Origin of the sequence: Micromonospora zamorensis (genome assembly GCF_900090275.1) — a bacterium.
Lineage (GTDB): Bacteria > Actinomycetota > Actinomycetes > Mycobacteriales > Micromonosporaceae > Micromonospora > Micromonospora zamorensis.
Window position 1 is genome coordinate 2,026,121 of the sequence record NZ_LT607755.1, and the last position, 17,386, is coordinate 2,043,506.

General features: G+C 70.6%; 14 protein-coding genes. 3 read left to right on the plus strand and 11 right to left on the minus strand.

From position 1 onward, the window contains the following. Positions 1-97 precede the first annotated feature (97 nt). Positions 98-1,438 carry a hypothetical protein gene (locus tag GA0070619_RS09050; protein WP_088947646.1) on the plus strand — a complete coding sequence of 447 codons (1,341 nt, stop codon included), beginning with the start codon at positions 98-100 and terminating at the stop codon, positions 1,436-1,438. Between the two features lie 113 nt (positions 1,439-1,551). Here GA0070619_RS09050 and GA0070619_RS09055 read toward each other — a convergent pair whose 3' ends face one another. Beyond that, positions 1,552-2,379, minus strand: a complete 828-nt coding sequence (locus GA0070619_RS09055; RefSeq protein WP_088947647.1) for an SAM-dependent methyltransferase — start codon at positions 2,377-2,379, stop codon at positions 1,552-1,554. A gap of 133 nt (positions 2,380-2,512) precedes the next feature. Continuing rightward, positions 2,513-3,853, minus strand: a complete 1,341-nt coding sequence (locus tag GA0070619_RS09060) for a carbohydrate-binding protein (protein ID WP_088947648.1) — start codon at positions 3,851-3,853, stop codon at positions 2,513-2,515. Between the two features lie 123 nt (positions 3,854-3,976). Between GA0070619_RS09060 and GA0070619_RS09065 the strand changes: the two genes are divergently transcribed. Continuing rightward, positions 3,977-4,522, plus strand: a complete 546-nt coding sequence (locus GA0070619_RS09065) for a GNAT family N-acetyltransferase (protein WP_231927345.1) — start codon at positions 3,977-3,979, stop codon at positions 4,520-4,522. A 141-nt stretch (positions 4,523-4,663) separates the two neighbouring features. On the opposite strand, the gene GA0070619_RS09070 is transcribed toward GA0070619_RS09065, so the two are convergent. The 9 genes from GA0070619_RS09070 to GA0070619_RS09110 all read right to left on the minus strand — a co-directional run bounded on the left by GA0070619_RS09070 (position 4,664) and on the right by GA0070619_RS09110 (position 16,061). Further along, on the minus strand, positions 4,664-5,239 hold the full coding sequence (locus GA0070619_RS09070; protein WP_088947649.1) for a hypothetical protein: 576 nt from the start codon (positions 5,237-5,239) through the stop codon (positions 4,664-4,666). A 19-nt stretch (positions 5,240-5,258) separates the two neighbouring features. Next, positions 5,259-6,407, minus strand: coding sequence for a zinc-dependent alcohol dehydrogenase (locus tag GA0070619_RS09075; RefSeq protein ID WP_088947650.1), 1,149 nt, complete (start codon positions 6,405-6,407; stop codon positions 5,259-5,261). Between the two features lie 150 nt (positions 6,408-6,557). After that, entirely contained in the window at positions 6,558-7,994 is a 1,437-nt protein-coding gene (locus GA0070619_RS09080; protein WP_088947651.1) for a rhamnulokinase, read from the minus strand. After that, on the minus strand, positions 7,994-10,027 hold the full coding sequence (locus GA0070619_RS09085; protein WP_088947652.1) for a bifunctional aldolase/short-chain dehydrogenase: 2,034 nt from the start codon (positions 10,025-10,027) through the stop codon (positions 7,994-7,996). The genes GA0070619_RS09080 and GA0070619_RS09085 overlap by 1 nt, the downstream gene beginning before the upstream one ends. Positions 10,028-10,063: 36 nt before the next feature. After that, complete coding sequence (gene rhaI / locus GA0070619_RS09090; RefSeq protein ID WP_088947653.1) at positions 10,064-11,245, minus strand: L-rhamnose isomerase; 1,182 nt, start codon at positions 11,243-11,245, stop codon at positions 10,064-10,066. 65 nt (positions 11,246-11,310) lie between these two features. Continuing rightward, positions 11,311-12,393 carry a rhamnose ABC transporter substrate-binding protein gene (gene rhaS, locus GA0070619_RS09095; protein ID WP_088947654.1) on the minus strand — a complete coding sequence of 361 codons (1,083 nt, stop codon included), beginning with the start codon at positions 12,391-12,393 and terminating at the stop codon, positions 11,311-11,313. A gap of 44 nt (positions 12,394-12,437) precedes the next feature. Next, positions 12,438-13,493, minus strand: a complete 1,056-nt coding sequence (locus GA0070619_RS09100) for an ABC transporter permease (protein ID WP_088947655.1) — start codon at positions 13,491-13,493, stop codon at positions 12,438-12,440. Beyond that, on the minus strand, positions 13,483-14,544 hold the full coding sequence (locus GA0070619_RS09105) for an ABC transporter permease (protein WP_088947656.1): 1,062 nt from the start codon (positions 14,542-14,544) through the stop codon (positions 13,483-13,485). Before GA0070619_RS09105 ends, GA0070619_RS09100 begins: the two co-directional genes overlap by 11 nt. Beyond that, positions 14,541-16,061: a sugar ABC transporter ATP-binding protein gene (locus GA0070619_RS09110; RefSeq protein ID WP_088947657.1), complete on the minus strand. Its 1,521-nt coding sequence runs from the start codon at positions 16,059-16,061 to the stop codon at positions 14,541-14,543. The genes GA0070619_RS09105 and GA0070619_RS09110 overlap by 4 nt, the downstream gene beginning before the upstream one ends. Positions 16,062-16,286: 225 nt before the next feature. Between GA0070619_RS09110 and GA0070619_RS09115 the strand changes: the two genes are divergently transcribed. After that, complete coding sequence (locus tag GA0070619_RS09115; RefSeq protein ID WP_088947658.1) at positions 16,287-17,318, plus strand: LacI family DNA-binding transcriptional regulator; 1,032 nt, start codon at positions 16,287-16,289, stop codon at positions 17,316-17,318. Positions 17,319-17,386 lie beyond the last annotated feature (68 nt).

The window sequence follows — 17,386 nt, forward strand, 5'->3', positions numbered from 1 at the left end:
GTGGCGCCAACGGGCGGCCCCGGGCAGGCGATCGATGTAGAGGACGGCGTTCGCGTCGCGTCGCGACCGTTGGCGGCATGCTGCTACAACGTCCTGTATGGGTGCGGAGCCGGACGTCACGGGGGCCTGGGGCGGCCAGTTGACGCCCGGGCGGCGCGCCCTGGGGCAGCTCGGCGCGGTCTGGATGCTCGGGTCGGCGCTGCTGACCACTGCCATTCCCGCGCTGGCCCCGCTGCTCTTCGTCGGCTGGGGCGCGGTGCTGGTCGGGCTGCTGGTCGTGGTCGTCCTCGGCGTCGGGCTCCTGCGCCTGATCGCCCGGTCCACGGCGTCCGTCACGGTCCTCGGCACCCGTCCCGGCCTCTGGGCGTTGCTGGTGCTCGTCGGTGGGCTGGCCCTGGCCCGGCTCGCCTGGCGCTGGACCGACGAGGTGGGGCTCAGCGTCAGCTCCGACGCGACGCTCACCCTGCTTTTGGGCGGCGTGCCGTACGTCCTCGTCGCCGGGCTGCTGCTGCGCGGGTGGCGACCGCGGCTCGCCGCCGGGCTCGCGCTGGTCGGCCTTCTGGGCCTTGGCCTGGTCGCGCTCGCCCGTTCCGGCCCGGACGAGGTCACCGAGCGGCTGCGGTACGCGACCCAGGACCACCGGACCGCGTACGTGGTCGAGGTTCCCGGATACCGCCCGGTCGATCCCGCCTACGGCGGCGCACTGGGTGGTGGGGAGTTCGCGCCCGCCGATCTCGCCGCGGTGCCGCCGGCGCGCCACGTCAACGTGATCGCAGGCCCTGTCGTCGGCGACGCGCGGGGGGAGTGTGGCCAGCCGTACCTCGACTCCGCCCCGACGGTGGAGAGTTGCGCCACCGAACCGGGTGGGGCGGTCTATCTTCGCGGGGTCGTCGAGCACGGATACCAGGTGACCCGCGGCGACCGGGGCGTCGTCGTCCTCGGCTCGCTGGCCGTCGACCGCGACCTGCTGCGCCGCGCCACCCGCACGCTACGCCCGGCGACCGCCGTCGATCTGCCCACCGAGGAACGGCCAGCCGACCTGTTCGTGGTCGACCTACCGGGTTACCGGGCCCAACCACTCGGCATCCCTCCGGGCGTGGGCTACGCACCCGCCGACCACACCGGCGGTGCCGCCAGCGTGCGGGTGGCGCTGCACGTCACCTTCGCCGGACAGGACCTGTGCTTCCAGGCCACCTGCACGTCCGAGGGCGCCGGGCTCACGTACGTTCGGCGGGAGGACAGCCACGCGTACGTGCTCCGCCGGGGTGATGTGGACGTCGGCGTCACCGGCGGCGTCTCCGTCGACCGGTCGCTGCTGCGAGACGCGGCGCTGGCGGCCCGTCCCGCGAGTGAGGACGAACTGCTCCGAGCCCTGCCCCCGCCGCCCGACCGGGACCTGCTGGACCGGCTCCGGGCCTGGCTGCAGACCCGCACCTGACAACTGCGCCGACCGCCTCGCATCGGTACCTGGCCGCGTACGCCGGCCTGTGCGCCAACCGGGTCCGTCGGCGGGGCGCGCCCTCGCCGACGGACCTCAGCGGACGACGGAGCCTACGGTTTGCGGGCGAGGAGCCCGACAAAGGTGTGATAGGTGTCGGTCTGCACCGCCGCCGGTGCGTCCGGCTCTGGGCGCCACTCGGCCAGCGGCACCAGCCCCGGCTCCAGCACGGTCAGCCCATCGGCGAACGAGAGGATCTCCTCGTCGGTGCGCCAGCGGCCGGTGCCCAGCGACTCGTTGAAGATCCGCTCGACCTCGCGGGCCTTGCGGGAGCCCTCCGGGTCTCGCTCGCCCGGGTCGCGGAAGTGCGAGATCGCCACGTAGCTGCCGGAGGGCAGTGCGTCGATCAACGCGGCCGCCACCGCTCGCGGGTCCTCGTCGTCGCCGAGGTGGTGCAGGATCGCGAAGAGCAGCAACCCGATCGGCCGGTCGAAGTCGAGGAACCGACGTACGTCCGGGTGGTTGAGGATCGCGTCCGGCTCCCGGATGTCCGCCTGGATCACCGTCGCGGTGCCCTCCGCGGCGAGCAGGGCCCGTCCGTGTGTCAGGACGATCGGGTCATTGTCCACATACACCACCTGAGCCTTCGGGTTCTGCTCGGTGGCGACCTCGTGCACGTTGCCCTGGGTGGGCAGCCCCGATCCAATGTCGAGGAACTGGTCGATGCCCGCCTCGGTGACAAGGAAGCGGATCACCCGACGCAGAAAGGCCCGGTTCGCCTGGCCGGCTGCCGGCCCGTCCGGTGTGATCCGCAGGGCGTGCTCGGCGACCTTTCGGTCGACCTCGAAGTTGTCCTTGCCCCCCAGGAAGAAGTCATAGACCCGCGCCACGCTGGGAATGTTGGGGTCGATGCCGGGGGGTGCCGCCTTGTCGCGGGTCATAGGCGTCTCCATTCGATGGGGATTGCGCAGGCTGGGGTCTGCGGACGGTGCCGGCGTTGCGGCGAGTGTAGCGATCGGGAGGGTTGAATTCCGCCCCGTCTGGTATCGCTCCCAGCGATCGTCCCATCACCAGTCAGCGGCCCTGTAGGCGCTTCACGTTGTCGCCGAACGTCCACCCCTTCGACCCGTCCCAGTTCGCCGACCAGGTCATCAGGCCCTTGAGGCCGGGCACGGAGTTCCAGGCCTGCGTGACCAACGACGTCGACATGTGGCCGCCGCCGGCCCCGATCTGGGCGGGCAGGCCCGGGACCTGCTTGTCGTACGGGACGCGGATGGTGGTGCCCTGGATGGTGAGGCCGTTGTTGAGGCACTGCGTCTGCACGGTGAAGCCCTGCACGGTGCCCGCCGGGTACGAGTCGCCGGCACAGCCGTACATGCTGCCGTTGTAGTACTGCATGTTCAGCCACCAGAGCCGGCTGTTGTCCACGTACTTCTTGATGATCGGCAGGTACGAGCCCCAGATCGAGCCGTAGACCACGCTGCCGCCGGTGACGTAGGCCGTCTCCGGTGCCATGGTCAGGCCGAAGTTCGACGGCATCCGTGCCAGCACGCCGTCGATGATCCGGATCAGGTTGGCCTGCGACGTCGACAGGGTGTTGATGTTGCCGCTGCCGGTCAGGCCGGTCTCGATGTCGATGTCGATGCCGTCGAAGTGGTAGGCGGTCAGGATCGGCACGATCGTCGCGATGAACCGGTCGGCGACCGCGCTGGAGCTCAGGTCGATGCCCGCGGCGGCACCGCCGATCGACATCAGGATGGTGGCGCCGGCCGCTTTGGCCTGGCACATCTCGGCCGGGGTGGCCACCTTCACGCCAGCGTCCATGCCGTTCTCCCAGAGGACCGTGCCGTCTGAGCGGATCACCGGGAACGCCGCGTTGATCACGTTGTAGCCGTGCTGGTTGAGCCTGCTGTCGGTGATCGGGATCCAGCCGAGGCCGGGGTGTACGCCGTTGGAGGCGCCGTCCCAGTTCTCCCAGTAGCCCTGCAACACCTTGCCGGTGGGCCGCGACTTCACCGCACAGGTCCCCCCGGTTGGCGGCGGCGTGGTGGGGGGAGGGGTGGTCGGCGGTGGGGTGGTGGGGGGAGGGGTCGTCGGTGGTGGCGTGGTGGGCGGCGGGGTGCTTCCCGAGCACGCGCCCAGGTCACGCCACAGCGAGGGGGTCGCGGCGGGGTTCCAGCCGGCGCCGGGGTGCGCGGTGTGGGTGACCAGCGCCTGGTAGAGCCGGCCGCCGTAGGTGACCTGGGCGCCCGCCTGGTAGGTGGGGCCCTCGGCCCAGGCCGGGGCGGTGCAGCCGACCATCGGGACGGCGGTGGCCGAGGACACGGCCGCCATGCTGCTGGGTACGAAGGCGACGGCGGCCGTGAGGGTCATCGCCGCCCCGGCTGCCACTGCGAAAATCCGACGGCTTCTCATGGCTCACTCCCCAGGCTTCGGCGACCCGCGACCTCCACATATTGACGTTCGTGAAGTTTAATATCAAGGGTTGTTTACAGATCCCGGGAAGTTGGGGGAGTGCCGATCTGCTACGAAGAGGACGTGTCCGACCCGACGAGTTCTGCTGGTGCCACGTCCCTGGAGACTCCGCGACTGCTTCTGCGCCGCTGGCGAAGCGATGATCTGGACGCGCTCGCCGCGGTCAACGCGCAGCCCGAGGTGATGCGTTACATCCATGATGGCCGGACGCTGGACCGTGCCACGACCGCAAAGCGTCTGGCCAACTATCAGCGGCACTGGGACGAGCACGGCTTCGGCCTGTATGCGGTGGAGATCAGGGAGACCGGCGAGCTGGCCGGTTTCACCGGACTGGCGGTGCCGACCTTCCTACCCGAGATCATGCCGGCCGTCGAGATTGGCTGGCGGCTCGGCCGCGCGTACTGGGGCCGGGGCCTGGCCACCGAGGCGGCCCAGGCCGTTGTCGCCCACACTCGGGCCGAGCTGGACCTGCGGCGGCTGGTCAGCATCCACATCGTCGGCAACGAGTCGTCCGCCCGGGTGATGGTCAAGCTGGGCATGTCGCTGGAGCGCGAGACCGTGCAGCCGGACACCGGCCGCCAGGTCCGGGTGTACGCCATGGACCTGTAGGACGGATCGCGTCGGTGGTGTCGGGCCTGCCGACGCGGCGCTGCACCCCGGGTCGCCGGGCGGTGGAGCCGGTCGACCGTCGCCGAACCATGCTCGTCGACGGCCGACCCGACTTCGACGCGGCTCCACCCGGAGAGGGCCCTAGTTTCGCCCGCGGCTGGCGACTCGACGGAGGGCCAGATAGCCGACCCCTGCGGCCAGCACCCAGGGTGCGGCGACGAGGACCGGGTCGAGCAGGTGGTGTACGCGGTCGACCCGCTTGCCGCGCAGCCGTGAAGGGAGACCGTGGTGGGTGAATTCACTCAGGACGCCGGTCTCGGTGACCGGGTTGTCGGGATGGCGGCTCAGGAACGAAGCGAAGGTGCTCTCGACCACGTCCACCCGGTCGGCGGCGAGCAGGAGCAGCCAGTGGGCGGCGCGTCCCTCGCTGTAGGTGCGGTAGGAGTATCGGCGGATCAGCCCGGAGAGCCCCTTGGGTGGGCACGAGGTGCCAAAGACCGGGGTGAGGAACCTGTGTTCGATCGACCTCTCCCTCGGCCACTTCTCAGGCTGCCGTTCGGGGAACTCCCAGTGCGCACCGTTGAGAGTCGGGTCGAACCGCTCCTTCGGCACCGAGGGCCGGTCCTTCGGGTCGAGGTCGACACCCCACCCGGGGATACGCGCACGCAGCTCGTCGCTGGATTCGGCCAGTTTCGGCTTGTCGGCTGTGTAGGGCATGGTCGGTCTCCAGGTCCGGTCAGGCGGCGTTCGGAACGATCAGCGGCTTGATGCAGCCGTCGAGCTTGGCGGAGAAGATGTGGTACGCCTCGGCGATGTGTTCCAGCGGGATCCGGTGGGTCACGATGTCGCTGGGCTTGAGGTGGCCGTTGCGGATGTGCTCGAACAGGCGCGGCCACTGACGCTTCACCGGGCACTGGTTCATCCGCAGAGTCAGACCCTTGTTCAGCGCGTCGCCGAACTTCACGGCGCTGAACATCGGCCCGTACGCGCCCATCACCGAGATGTTGCCGCCCTTGCGGACCGAGTCGATCGCCCAGTTGAGGGCGACCGGGGAGCCACCCTGCAGCTTCAGCGTCGCGGCAGTGACGTGCTGCAGGAGGTTGCCGTCCGCCTCGGCTCCGACGGCGTCGATGGCCACGTCGGCGCCCAGGTGGTCGGTGATCTTCTTCAGGTGTACGACGATGTCGTCGTACTCGCCGAAGTTGTAGGTCTCGGCGTGGGCGAACGACGCCGCCTTCTCCAGCCGATAGTCGAGGTGATCGATGACGATGACCCGGCCGGCACCCATCAGCCAGGCCGACTTCGCGGCGTACAGGCCCACGGGTCCGGCACCGAAGACCATAACCACGTCACCCTCGACGATGTCGCCGAGCTGGGCCCCGAAGTAGCCGGTGGCGAGCGCGTCGGTGAGCAGGACGGCGTCGTCGTCGTCCATCCACTCGGGGATCACACTCGGGCCGACGTCGGCGAACGGCACCCGGACGTACTCCGCCTGGCCGCCGTCGTAGCCGCCGCAGGTGTGCGAGTAACCGTAGATGCCGCCGACGGCGGTGGCGTTGGGGTTGACGTTGTGGCAGTTGCTGAACAGACCTCGGGCGCAGAAGAAGCACGACCCGCAGTAGACGTTGAAGGGAACCATGACCCGGTCACCCGGCTGGACGTTGCGCACCGACGGACCGACCTCGTCGACCACGCCGACGAACTCGTGACCGAAGGTCATCCCGACCCGGGTGTCGGGCATCATTCCGTGGTAGAGGTGCAGGTCAGAACCGCAGATCGCCGCACGCGTCACCTTGATGATCGCGTCGTTGGGATGCTCGATGGCGGGGCGGTCCTTCTCCTGCACGCGCAGGCGGTAGGGACCGCGGTAGACCATTGCTCGCATTGGCTGCCTCCTGGACCGAAGGGGTAGCGGATGTGTCGGCCCGGGTTCCGTCCGAAGCACTGCGAAATCGGTACCCCTGTCCTCCGCCCACAAACCGGGCGCCGAAATGAGCGGTGACTCAGCCGGCCGGTACCAGGGCTGTTCGCCGGGTCAGTCGTCCCATCCGAGGCGTCGGGCAGCCGCCCGCCACGCCGCGGTGTCGCCGCGTGGCTCGTACCGCACGATCTGTTGGGTTTCGCGCAGCACGGACCGCAGCGCCGCCAGGTCACCGCCGATCACGCCGAGGGCGCGGGCCTGCACCAGCGCGTTGCCCAGGGCGGTGGCCTCGACCGGCCCGGCGAGCACCGGCAGGCCGCAGGCGTCGGCGGTGAGCTGGCACAGCAGGTCGTTGCGGGCGCCACCGCCGACGACGTGTACGGCGTCGACGTGCCGACCCGAGAGCCGTTGCGCCTGCCAGACGGCGCGCCGGTGCGCCAGCGCGAGGCTGTCCAGGATGCATCGGACCGTGGCCGCCGGGCTGTCCGGCACGGGCTCCCCGATGCGCGAACAGGCGCGGTTGATGCGTGCGGGCATGTCGCCGGGCGACAGGAAGGTGGGGTCGTCCGGGTCCACGACGGAGCGGAAGGCCGGCTCCTCTGCCGCCTGCCGGAGCAGGGCGGGCAGGTCCGTGGTGCCCCAGGCGCGCAGCGACTCCTGCAACAGCCAGAGGCCCATCACGTTACGCAGGTAGCGGATCGTGCCGTCGACGCCGGATTCGTTGGTGAAGTTGGCCCGCCGGCTGGGCTCGCTGAGCACCGGGGCGTCCAGCTCGACCCCGACCAGGGACCAGGTGCCGCAGGAGATGTAGGCGAAGTGCCCATCGACCGCAGGCACACCCACCACCGCGGAGGCCGTGTCGTGCGATCCCACCGCCATGACGTCGGGCGATCCGGGTAGGTCGAGCGCGGGCAGGACCGGGCCGATCCGGGTGCCCGGCTCGCGCAGCGGCGGGAACAGCTCGCTGCGGATCCCGGCGTCGGTCATCAGATCGGTCGCCCAGGCGCGGCGACGCAGGTCGTACAGCTGGGTGGTGGAGGCGTTGGTGACTTCGGCGCCGACCTCACCGGTGAGCCAGTACGCGACGAGGTCCGGGATCAGCAGCAGCGTGTGCGCGGCCTCCAGCTGGGGTGTGCCGGCGGCGGCGGCGAGCTGGTAGAGGGTGTTGAAGGGCAGGTGTTGCAGCCCGGTCGTGGCATAGAGCCGCTCCGGTCCGAGCTGCTGGGTCACCCGGTCGCCGACGCCCTCGGTTCGTTCGTCGCGGTAGTGCACCGGGTTGCCGAGCAGAGCGCCGGTGGCGTCGAGCAGCCCGTAGTCGACCGCCCAGGTGTCGATGCCGATGCCGGCGACGGGGCCGGCAGCCCTGATCCCTTCCAGCACACCCCGGTAGAGCGCCAGGATGTCCCAGTGCAGGGTGCCCGCGACCCGCACCGGTTCGTTGCGGAACCGGTGCGCCTCCACGAGCTCCAACCTCCCCGGCCCGACGCGCGCGAGCATGACCCGACCGCTGGACGCGCCCACGTCCACGGCGGCCAGTCGCACGGCGGTCATCAGCGGAGGAAGGCCGCTGCGACACCGGCGTCCACCGGGACGTGCATGCCCGTGGTGTGCGACAGCTCGCCGCCGGTGAGCACGAAGACCGCGTTGGCGACGTGCTCGGGCAGCACCTCGCGCTTGAGCAGGGTGCGCTGGGCGTAGAACTCGCCCAGCTTCTCCTCCGGCACGCCGTAGACGGCCGCCCGCTGCGCACCCCATCCTCCGGCGAAGATCCCGGAGCCGCGGACCACCCCGTCCGGGTTGACACCGTTGACCCGGATGCCGTGGCCGCCGAGTTCGGCGGCGAGCAGCCGGACCTGGTGGGCCTGGTCGGCCTTCGCCGCACCGTAGGCCACGTTGTTCGGGCCGGCGAAGAGGGAGTTCTTGCTGGAGATGTAGACGATGTCGCCGCCCATCCCCTGCGCCAGCAGCACGCGTGCGGCCTCCCGGGAGACGAGGAACGAGCCCTTCGCCATCACGTCGTGCTGGATGTCCCAGTCGGCCTCGGTCGTCTCCAGCAGGGACTTGGACAGCGAGAGCCCGGCGTTGTTCACCACCAGGTCCACCCCGCCGAAGGCCAGCACCGCCTCGCGCAGGGCAGCGGCCACGGCGCCACCGTCGCTGACGTCAGCCGCGACGGCAACTGCCACGTCGGTGGTGCCGATCTCTGCGGCGACGGCGGTGGCCGCCTGTGCGTCCCGGTCGGCGACCACGACACACGCGCCCTCGGCGGCGAGTCGGTGGGCGATCGCCCGGCCGATCCCGGAGCCACCTCCGGTGACGAACGCGACCCGCGCGGCGAGGGCCTTCGGCTTCGGCATCCGCTGAAGTTTCGCCTCCTCCAGGGCCCAGTACTCGATCCGGAACTTCTCAGCCTCGTCGATGGGCGCGTAGCGCGACAGGGCTTCCGCGCCACGCATCACGTTGATCGCGTTGACGTAGAACTCGCCGGCGACGCGGGCGGTCTGCTTGTTGGCGCCGAAGCTGAACATCCCCACACCGGGCACCAGGACCACGGCCGGATCGGCGCCCCGCATCGGCGGGCTGTCCGCGTCGGCGTGTCGCTCGTAGTAGGCGCGGTAGTCGTCGCGGTAGGCGCTGTGCAGCTCCCGAAGGCGGGCGATCACCTCCTCGACCGGCGCGGTGGGCGGCAGGTCGAGCACCATCGGGCGGACCTTGGTGCGCAGGAAGTGGTCCGGGCAGGAGGTGCCGAGGGAGGCGAGGGCGGGGTGCTTCTCCCGCGCCACGAAGTCGAGCACCACGTCACTGTCGGTGAAGTGGCCGACCTGCGGCCGGTCGGTGGACGTCAGGCCCCGCAGCACCGGGAACAGCGCCGCCGCTCGACGTCGGCGTTCGTCGGTGGGCAGCGGCTCGTAGCCGGCGATGACCGACCCGAGAGGCTCGGCGTGACCCCGCTCGTCGAGGTAAGCCTGCGCGGACCGGATGATCTCCAGCGAGTTGCGCTCGCACTCGTCACTGGTCGCACCCCAGGCGGTGATGCCGTGACCGCCGAGGATCACGCCGATCGCCTGCGGGTTGGCCCGAGCCACCGCGGCGATGTCCAGGCCGAGCTGGAAGCCGGGCCGCCGCCAGGGCACCCACAGGACCCGGTCGCCGAAGATCTCCTTGGTCAGCTCCGGCCCGTCGGCGGCGGCGGCGATCGCGATACCGGCATCGGGGTGCAGGTGGTCGACGTGCGCGGCGTCGACGAGCCCGTGCATGGCGGTGTCGATGGACGGCGCGGCTCCGCCCCGGCCGTGCAGGCAGTAGTCGAACGCGGCGACCATCTCGTCCTCCCGCTCGATGCCCGGGTAGACGTCGACGAGCGCGCGGAGCCGGTCCAACCGCAGAGCGGCCAACCCGGACGGGGTGAGGGTGCCGAGGTCACCGCCGGAGCCCTTCACCCAGAGCAGGTCGACCGGGCCACCGGTGACCGGGTCGGTGGCCGCGCCCTTGGCGGAGGTGTTGCCCCCGGCGTAGTTCGTCGTGGTCGGGTCGCCGCCGAGCCGGTTGCTGCGCGCGATCAGCGCCTGAACCTCGGATTGCATGTCCTCACGTCCCCAGTCTGCGTTTCTCAAGCGTGGTCAGGCGCCCCAGCCGGCCTGCTGGCCGCCGGCGCGTTCGGCGCGGATCCTGTCGAAGTAGCCGGAGCGGGCGTACGCGGCCATCGGGTCCGGATCGAGCCCCAGGTCTGTACGGAGTTCGGCGAGCAGCGGTCGGACGTCGGTGTTGTACGCGTCCATCAGCACGGCGTTGGCGGCGAGCACGTCACCGCTGCGCTGCGCGGCGGCCAGCGCGTCCGCGTCGACGAGCAACGCCTTCGCCGTCGCCTCCTGCACGTTGAGCACCGAGCGGATGATGGCCGGGATCTTCGCCTCGATGTTGTGGCACTGGTCGAGCATGAACGCGATGCCGGCCTCCGGCGCCAACGCGTCGCCCCGGACGATCTCGTACATGATCCGGAACAGCTGGAACGGGTCCGCGGACCCGACCATCAGGTCGTCGTCGGCGTAGAAGCGCGAGTTGAAGTCGAACGCGCCGAGCTTCCCGGCGCGCAGCAGGAACGCCACGATGAACTCGATGTTCGTGCCCGGCGCATGGTGCCCGGTGTCGATGACCACCTGGGCCTTTGGGCCGAGCTCCAGGCAGTGCGCGTACGCGGTGCCCCAGTCCGGCACGTCGGTGGCGTAGAAGGCCGGCTCGAACAGCTTGTATTCCAGCAGCAGCCGTTGGTCGTCGCCGAGCCGGTCGTAGGTTTCGCGTAGCGCCGTCGCGAGCCGGTCCTGCCGGGCGCGGATGTCGTCCTGCCCGGGGTAGTTGGTGCCGTCGGAGAACCAGAGCTTCAGGTCGCGGGAACCGGTGCGGTCCATGATGTCGACACACTCGAGCAGGTGGTCGATGGCCTTGCGGCGCACCCCCGGATCCGGGTTGGTGACGCTGCCCAGCTTGTAGTCGTTGTCCTGGAAGACGTTGGCGTTGATCGCGCCCAGACCGACGCCGTGATCCCCGGCGAACGCGGCCAGATCGGTGTAGTCGTCGACACGGTCCCACGGGATGTGCAACGCCACAGTGGGTGCGACCCCCGTGAGCTGGTGGACGACCCCCGCGTCGGCGACCTTCTCGTACGGGTTGCGCGGCACCCCCTCCTGCGGAAAGACCTTGAAGCGGGTCCCGGAGTTGGCGTACGCCCAGGATGGCGTCTCGATGCGCTGCGAGCGCAGAGCCAGCTTGACCCGTTCGAGGGTCCGCGCGTCGGGCTGCGTCATGATGTCTCTCCCGTCGGCTCCCCCGGTCGGTGCACGACGTGTGCCGGCACCGACCGGGAGGGCGATCAGAACTGGAACTGGTCGATGTTGTTCTTGTCGAAGACCGTGGGCGGGCCGAGGATGACCACACCCTCCTTGCCGACGGTGAACTCGCCGAGCTTGCCGGCCTTGAACTTGTCGCCCTCGGCGCCGGTGATCTGACCGGAGGCCAGTGCCGCGCCGGCGTACGCGGCGAGGTAGCCGAGGTCGGCCGGGCTCCACAGGGCGAACGCGTCGACGGTGCCGTCCTTGACGTACTGGCGCATCTGGTTCGGGGTGCCCAGACCGGTCAGCTTGACCTTGCCCTTGTACTGCGAACCGCTGAGGTAACGGCCGGCCGCCGCGACACCGACAGTGGTCGGCGAGATGATGCCCTTGAGGTTGGGGTACGACTGGAGCAGACCCTGGGTCTCCTGGAAGGACTTCTGGTCGTCGTCGTTGCCGTACGCCACGGTGACCAGCTTGATCTTGCTGTACTCGGGCTTCGCCAGCTCGGTCTTCATCAGCGCGATCCAGGCGTTCTGGTTGGTCGCGTTGGCGGTGGCGGAGAGGATGGCGATCTCACCCTCGCCGCCGATCTGCTGCGAGATGAGCTTGACCTGGTTCTCGGCGATGCCCTCGGCGGTCACCTGGTTGACGAAGATCTGGCGGCACTCCGGCTTGGTGTCGGAGTCGAAGGTGACGATCTTCGCGCCGGCCGCCTTCGCCTGGTTGAGCGCCCCGCAGATCGCGTTCGGGTCGTTGGCGGAGGTGACGATCACGTCCATGCCCTGCTGGGACAGGGTGTTGATGTAGCTGACCTGGGAGGAGGCGCTGGCCTCGGAGGGGCCGACCTCCTTGAACTCGCCCTTGAACTCGGTGACGGCGTCCTTGCCACCGTTGTCCGAGACGGTGAAGTAGGGGTTGTTCAGGGCCTTCGGCAGGAAGGCGATCTTCAGCCCTGCCTTGATGGCGGCGTCCGGGTTGGCGGCGCCGCTCGCCTGGTTGCCGGCGCCGGCGTCGTCGTTGGAGTTGTCCCGGGTGGTGCCGCCACAGGCGGCGCTGAGCAGCAGTGCGGCGAGGGCGAGGCTGGTGGCCCCGACCCGGAGGCCTCTGCGGTATGCGGACATCGTCGACCTTTCCGGGGGGTGGGTGGTGGGTGTACGGGGGAGCGTCACGAAGCGACGGGGTGCCGCTGTCGTCGGCGGTGCAACCGGGCGCGGATGTCCGCGACGGCGTTGGGCAGCACGACGGATGCGATGAGCAGGCTGCCGGTGACGATCGTCAGCGCGTTGGCGTCGACGTCGGCGAGTTGCAGCGCGTTGCGCAGGACGCCGAGGAGCAGCACACCGGCCACCACACCGAGCAGAGCACCCCGGCCGCCGAAGATCGAGACACCGCCGAGCAGCACGGCGGTCACCACGGTCAGCTCCAGGCCGGTGGCGTTGTCACCGCGGGCGCTGGCGTACCGCAGCGTCCAGAAGATGCCGACCAGCCCGCACACCGCACCGGAGACCACGAAGAGCCAGAACTTCGTCCGGGCCACCGAGACGCCGGTGAACGTGGCGGCCTGGTCGTTGTTCCCCATGGCGTAGAGCGCGCGACCGGCGGCGGTGGCGTGCAGCACGACGCCGAAGACCACGGCGAGCAGCAGCAGCGGGACCACCACGACCGGGATCGACGTGCCGGGGATGGCGCGCACCGCGGCAGCGGTCCAGTCGGCCGGGAAGTCCGCGACCGCCTGGTCGCCGAGCACCACGAAGGACAACCCGCGGTAGAGGGCGAGCGTGCCGATGGTCACCGCCAGCGACGGCAGACCGAAGCCGGTGACGAAGAGACCGTTCACCGCGCCGAGCACGGCGCCCAGCAGCACCACGAGGACACAGATCAACTCCAGGGACAGCCCACTGGAGAGCCAGAGCTGCCCCATCAACGTGCTGCACAGCCCGACCATGCTGGCCACCGAGAGGTCGATCTCACCGGTGATCACGATCAGGGTCATCGGCAGCGCGATGAGCGCCAGCGGCATCAGGTCCAGCAGCAGGAACTGGGCGTTGCGGCCGGTGGCGAAGTTCTCCACGGTCAGGCTGGCGACCAGCACGGCCGCCACGAGGGCAGCGACGATCACCGCGTCCCAGGAGCCGAACAGCCCGCGCAGGCCGGCGAGGCGGTCCGCTCCGGCCTCGGCCTCGGCGGTGGTCGGTGCGGCGTACAGGCTGTCATGCGCCATGCGCGCTTCTCCCTCGGAGCCGGGCCGCCACCCGCAGGGCCAGGAGCCGGTCCAGCCCGATGGCGGCGAGGATGAGTGCGCCGACCACGGCCTGCTGCCAGAACGGGTCGATGCGCAGGACGGCGAGCGAGCTGCCGATCGTGGTCAGCAGCACGGCACCGAGTGCCGCGCCGTAGGCGCTGCCGCTGCCTCCGAAGATCGCCACCCCGCCGACCACGGCGGCGGCGACGACCTGGAGTTCCAGGCCACTGCCGGCGGCCGCGTCGAGGGTGCCGAACCGGGCCGCGTACAGCACGCCGGCGAGCCCGGCGAGGGCTCCGCTGGCCACGAAGACGGTGAACACCCGTCGCCCCACCGGGATGCCGGAGAGCCGGGCGGCGGCCGGTTCGGAGCCGATCGCGTACAGCTCCCGGCCGCTGCGGTAGGAGCGCAGGTAGAAGCCGACGGCGGCGACGACGACCAGCGCGACGAGGAACAGCACGGGTACGCCGAGCACCGTCTGGTTGCCCAGCCGCAGGAACGACTGGGGCATGTCGGCGGCGTTGATCTGGCGGCCGGACGCCCAGTAGTAGTCGACGCCGCGGAAGGCGTAGAGGGTGCCGAGCGTGATGACCAGGGCGGGCACCCGGGCCACCGCGATCAGGCCGCCGTTGACCGCGCCGCACAGCGCGCCCAGTGCGACGCCCACGACGAGCGCCACGGGCCACGGCGTAGCGGGTGCGGAGAGGAACAGCGAGCCGGTGGCGAAGGCGACCAGACCCAGGATCGAGCCGACGGAGAGGTCGACGTTGCGGGTGACGATGACCAGGGTCTGGCCGACCGCCAGGATCACCAGGATCGCGCAGCCCAGCAGCAGGTCCTTGATGCTCTGGCCGCTCAGGAACCTGTCGTTGCGAAGTGTGGTCACCAGGACCAGCAGGCCGAGCGCGATCAACAGGCTCAGCTCGCGTACGGCGAACAGCCGTTCGGTGAGGCTGCGGCGCTGCCGACCGGGGTGGGTCGGGGCGTTCCCGGCGGCCCGTTCGGGCGCACCGGCGTCGGTGAGGCTCATGCGGTCGCTCCTTGCCCGGTGGCGGCGAACATGATGGAGGCCTCGTCCGCCTCGGCCCGGGGCAGCTCGCGGACCAGTCGTCCCTCGTGCATGACGAGAACCCGGTCGGCCATGCCGAGCACCTCGGGCAGCTCGCTGCTGATCATGAGGATGGCCAGGCCGTCGCCGGCCAGCTCGGAGAGCAGCCGGTGCACCTCGGACTTGGTGCCGACGTCGATGCCGCGGGTCGGCTCGTCGATGATCAGGACACGTGGTTCGGTGGCCAGCCACTTGGCGAGCACGACCTTCTGCTGGTTGCCCCCGGAGAGGGTCGCCACGGGCGCGCCGAGCCGGGAGGCCTTCACCTGTAACCGCCGCGTCCAGCGGCGGGCCTCGGCGCGTTCCGCGCCGCCGAGCAGGAGGCCCAGCCGGCTCAGCGCCCGGCGGCGGGCAAGCGTGGCGTTGCGCTCCACCGACAGTTCCATGACCAGGCCCTGCTGCCGTCGGTCCTCGGGGACCAACGCCATGCCGGCCGCGATCGCCCGGCCCGGGTTCCCCGCCGGGACGGCGCGACCGGCCACCAGCACCTCGCCCGTGTCGTAGCGGTCGACACCGAAGACGGCGCGGGCGACCTCGCTGCGCCCGGCGCCGACCAGCCCGGCGAGCGCGACGATCTCCCCACCCCGGACGGAGAACGACACATCGGTGAAGACGCCGGCCCGGGTCAACCCACGGACCTCGAGCAGGGTGTCGCGCAGCTCGGCGGCCTGCTTCGGGTAGAGCGCGGAGACGTCCCGGCCGACCATGCGCCGCACCACCTCGTCGACGGTCAGGTCGGCGGCGTCGTCGCTGGAGACCCAGGCGCCGTCGCGCAGCACTGTGACGCGGTGGCACAGGTCGAACACCTCGTTGAAACGGTGCGAGATGAACAGCACTGCCGCCCCACCCTCGCAGAGCGACCGGGCGACCGCGAAGAGCCGTTCGACCTCCACACCGGAGAGCGCGGCGGTTGGCTCGTCCATGACCAGGACGCGGGCGTCGAACGAGATCGCCTTGGCGATCTCGACGAGCTGCTGGTCGGCGATGGAGAGGCCACGCGCGGGCCGGGTCGGGTCGATGCGCACACCCAGCCGCTGGAACAGCCGCTCGGCGTCGCGGTTCATCGCGGCGGTGTCGATGCGACGCAGACCGCGCAGCGGTTGCCGACCCATGAAGATGTTCTCCGCCACGGAGAGGTCCGGGAAGAGCGTCGGTTCCTGGTAGATGACCGCGATGCCGGCGGCCCGGGCGTCGGCGGGACCGCGCAGCCGCAGCGGCTGCCCGTCCAGAGTCATCGAGCCGGAGTCCGGCGCGTGTGCGCCGGCCAGCACCTTCACCAGAGTGGACTTGCCCGCCCCGTTCTCGCCGACCAGGGCGTGTGCCTCACCGGGGTGCAGCGCCAGGTGCACCCCGCGCAGCGCGGCGACGGCCCCGAAGGACTTCGTCACGCCGTCGAGGACCAGCAGCGGAGCCGGGGTGGCCGGTGCGTCGGCGGTCATCCGAACCCCTCCTGAATCGTTTCATGCGTCGTTTGCATGGACGGTAGGGGTAGGTCTCCGAGAGCGTCAAGACTTTCGATGCTATTTCTTCGCCGTTGCTGACGCGGGCTCCGGGCCAGCTCGCAGCGCTGCTGGTGCGCTCGATGAAACGTTTTAGGCGCTATACACTGCCGAGCGACCCGGTCGGCACGGGCCGCGACCACCGTAGGGAGCATCTGGGGAGTCATGGCAACGGCGAACATCAAGGAGGTCGCCCGGCATGCCGGGGTTTCCCTCGGCACCGTGAGCAACGTGCTCAACCGACCCGACACGGTCGCCCCCGCCACCCGTCAGCGGGTGCTGGACGCCATTTCCACGCTCGGCTACGTCCGCAACGACTCCGCTCGTCAACTGCGCGCCGGGCGCAGTCGCACCGTCGCGATCGTCGTCCTGGACGTGGCCAACCCGTTCTTCACCGACGTGGTCCGGGGTGCCGAACAGGCGATCGAGGGGGCTGGCGCCATGCTCGTCGTCTGCAACAGCGGCGAGGACAGCGCCCGGGAGCGCCGCCACCTGGAGCTGCTGGAGGAGCAGCGGGTCCGTGGTGTGCTCATCACCCCGGTCGGCCATGGCCCGCAGCCCATCCTGGACAGGCTCATCGAGCGAGGCATCCCGGTGGTGCTGGTGGACCGGGGAACGGGCCGGGCGAACCTGTGCTCGGTGGCGGTCGACGACGTGCTCGGCGGCCGACTCGCCATGGACCACCTGCTGGACCAGGGCCACCAACGCATCGCCTACCTCGGTGGCCCGCTCACCATCGCCCAGGTTGCCGACCGGCACGCCGGGGCCGCCGCAGCTCTGCGGGACCGCGGCAGCACCGCTGACCTCCGGGTGGCGATGACCACCAGCCTGACCGTCGCCGCTGGTCGGCGCGCCGCCGAGGAGCTGCTCGCGTTGCCGGTCCGCAAGCGCCCGACCGCCGTGTTCTGCGCCAACGACCTGATCGCGCTCGGTGTGCTTCAGGAGCTGACCGCGCGCGGCGTGCGGGTGCCGATCGACGTGGCCATCGTCGGCTACGACGACATCGAGTTCGCTGGCGCCGCGGCGGTGCCACTGTCGTCGGTGCGCCAGCCCCGCGACCAGCTCGGCCGCGCCGCAGCCGAGTTGTTGCTCGAAGAGGCGGAGTCCGGCGACACCCACCGGCACCGACACGTGGTGTTCCAGCCCGAGCTGGTCGTACGCCGATCCAGCGACCAACCCCGACGCACCCGGCGCTGACCGGCCACACCGACGACAGAGGAGCCGGGCGGATGCCCGCCCGGCTCCTCTCCGCAACACCCAGCCCG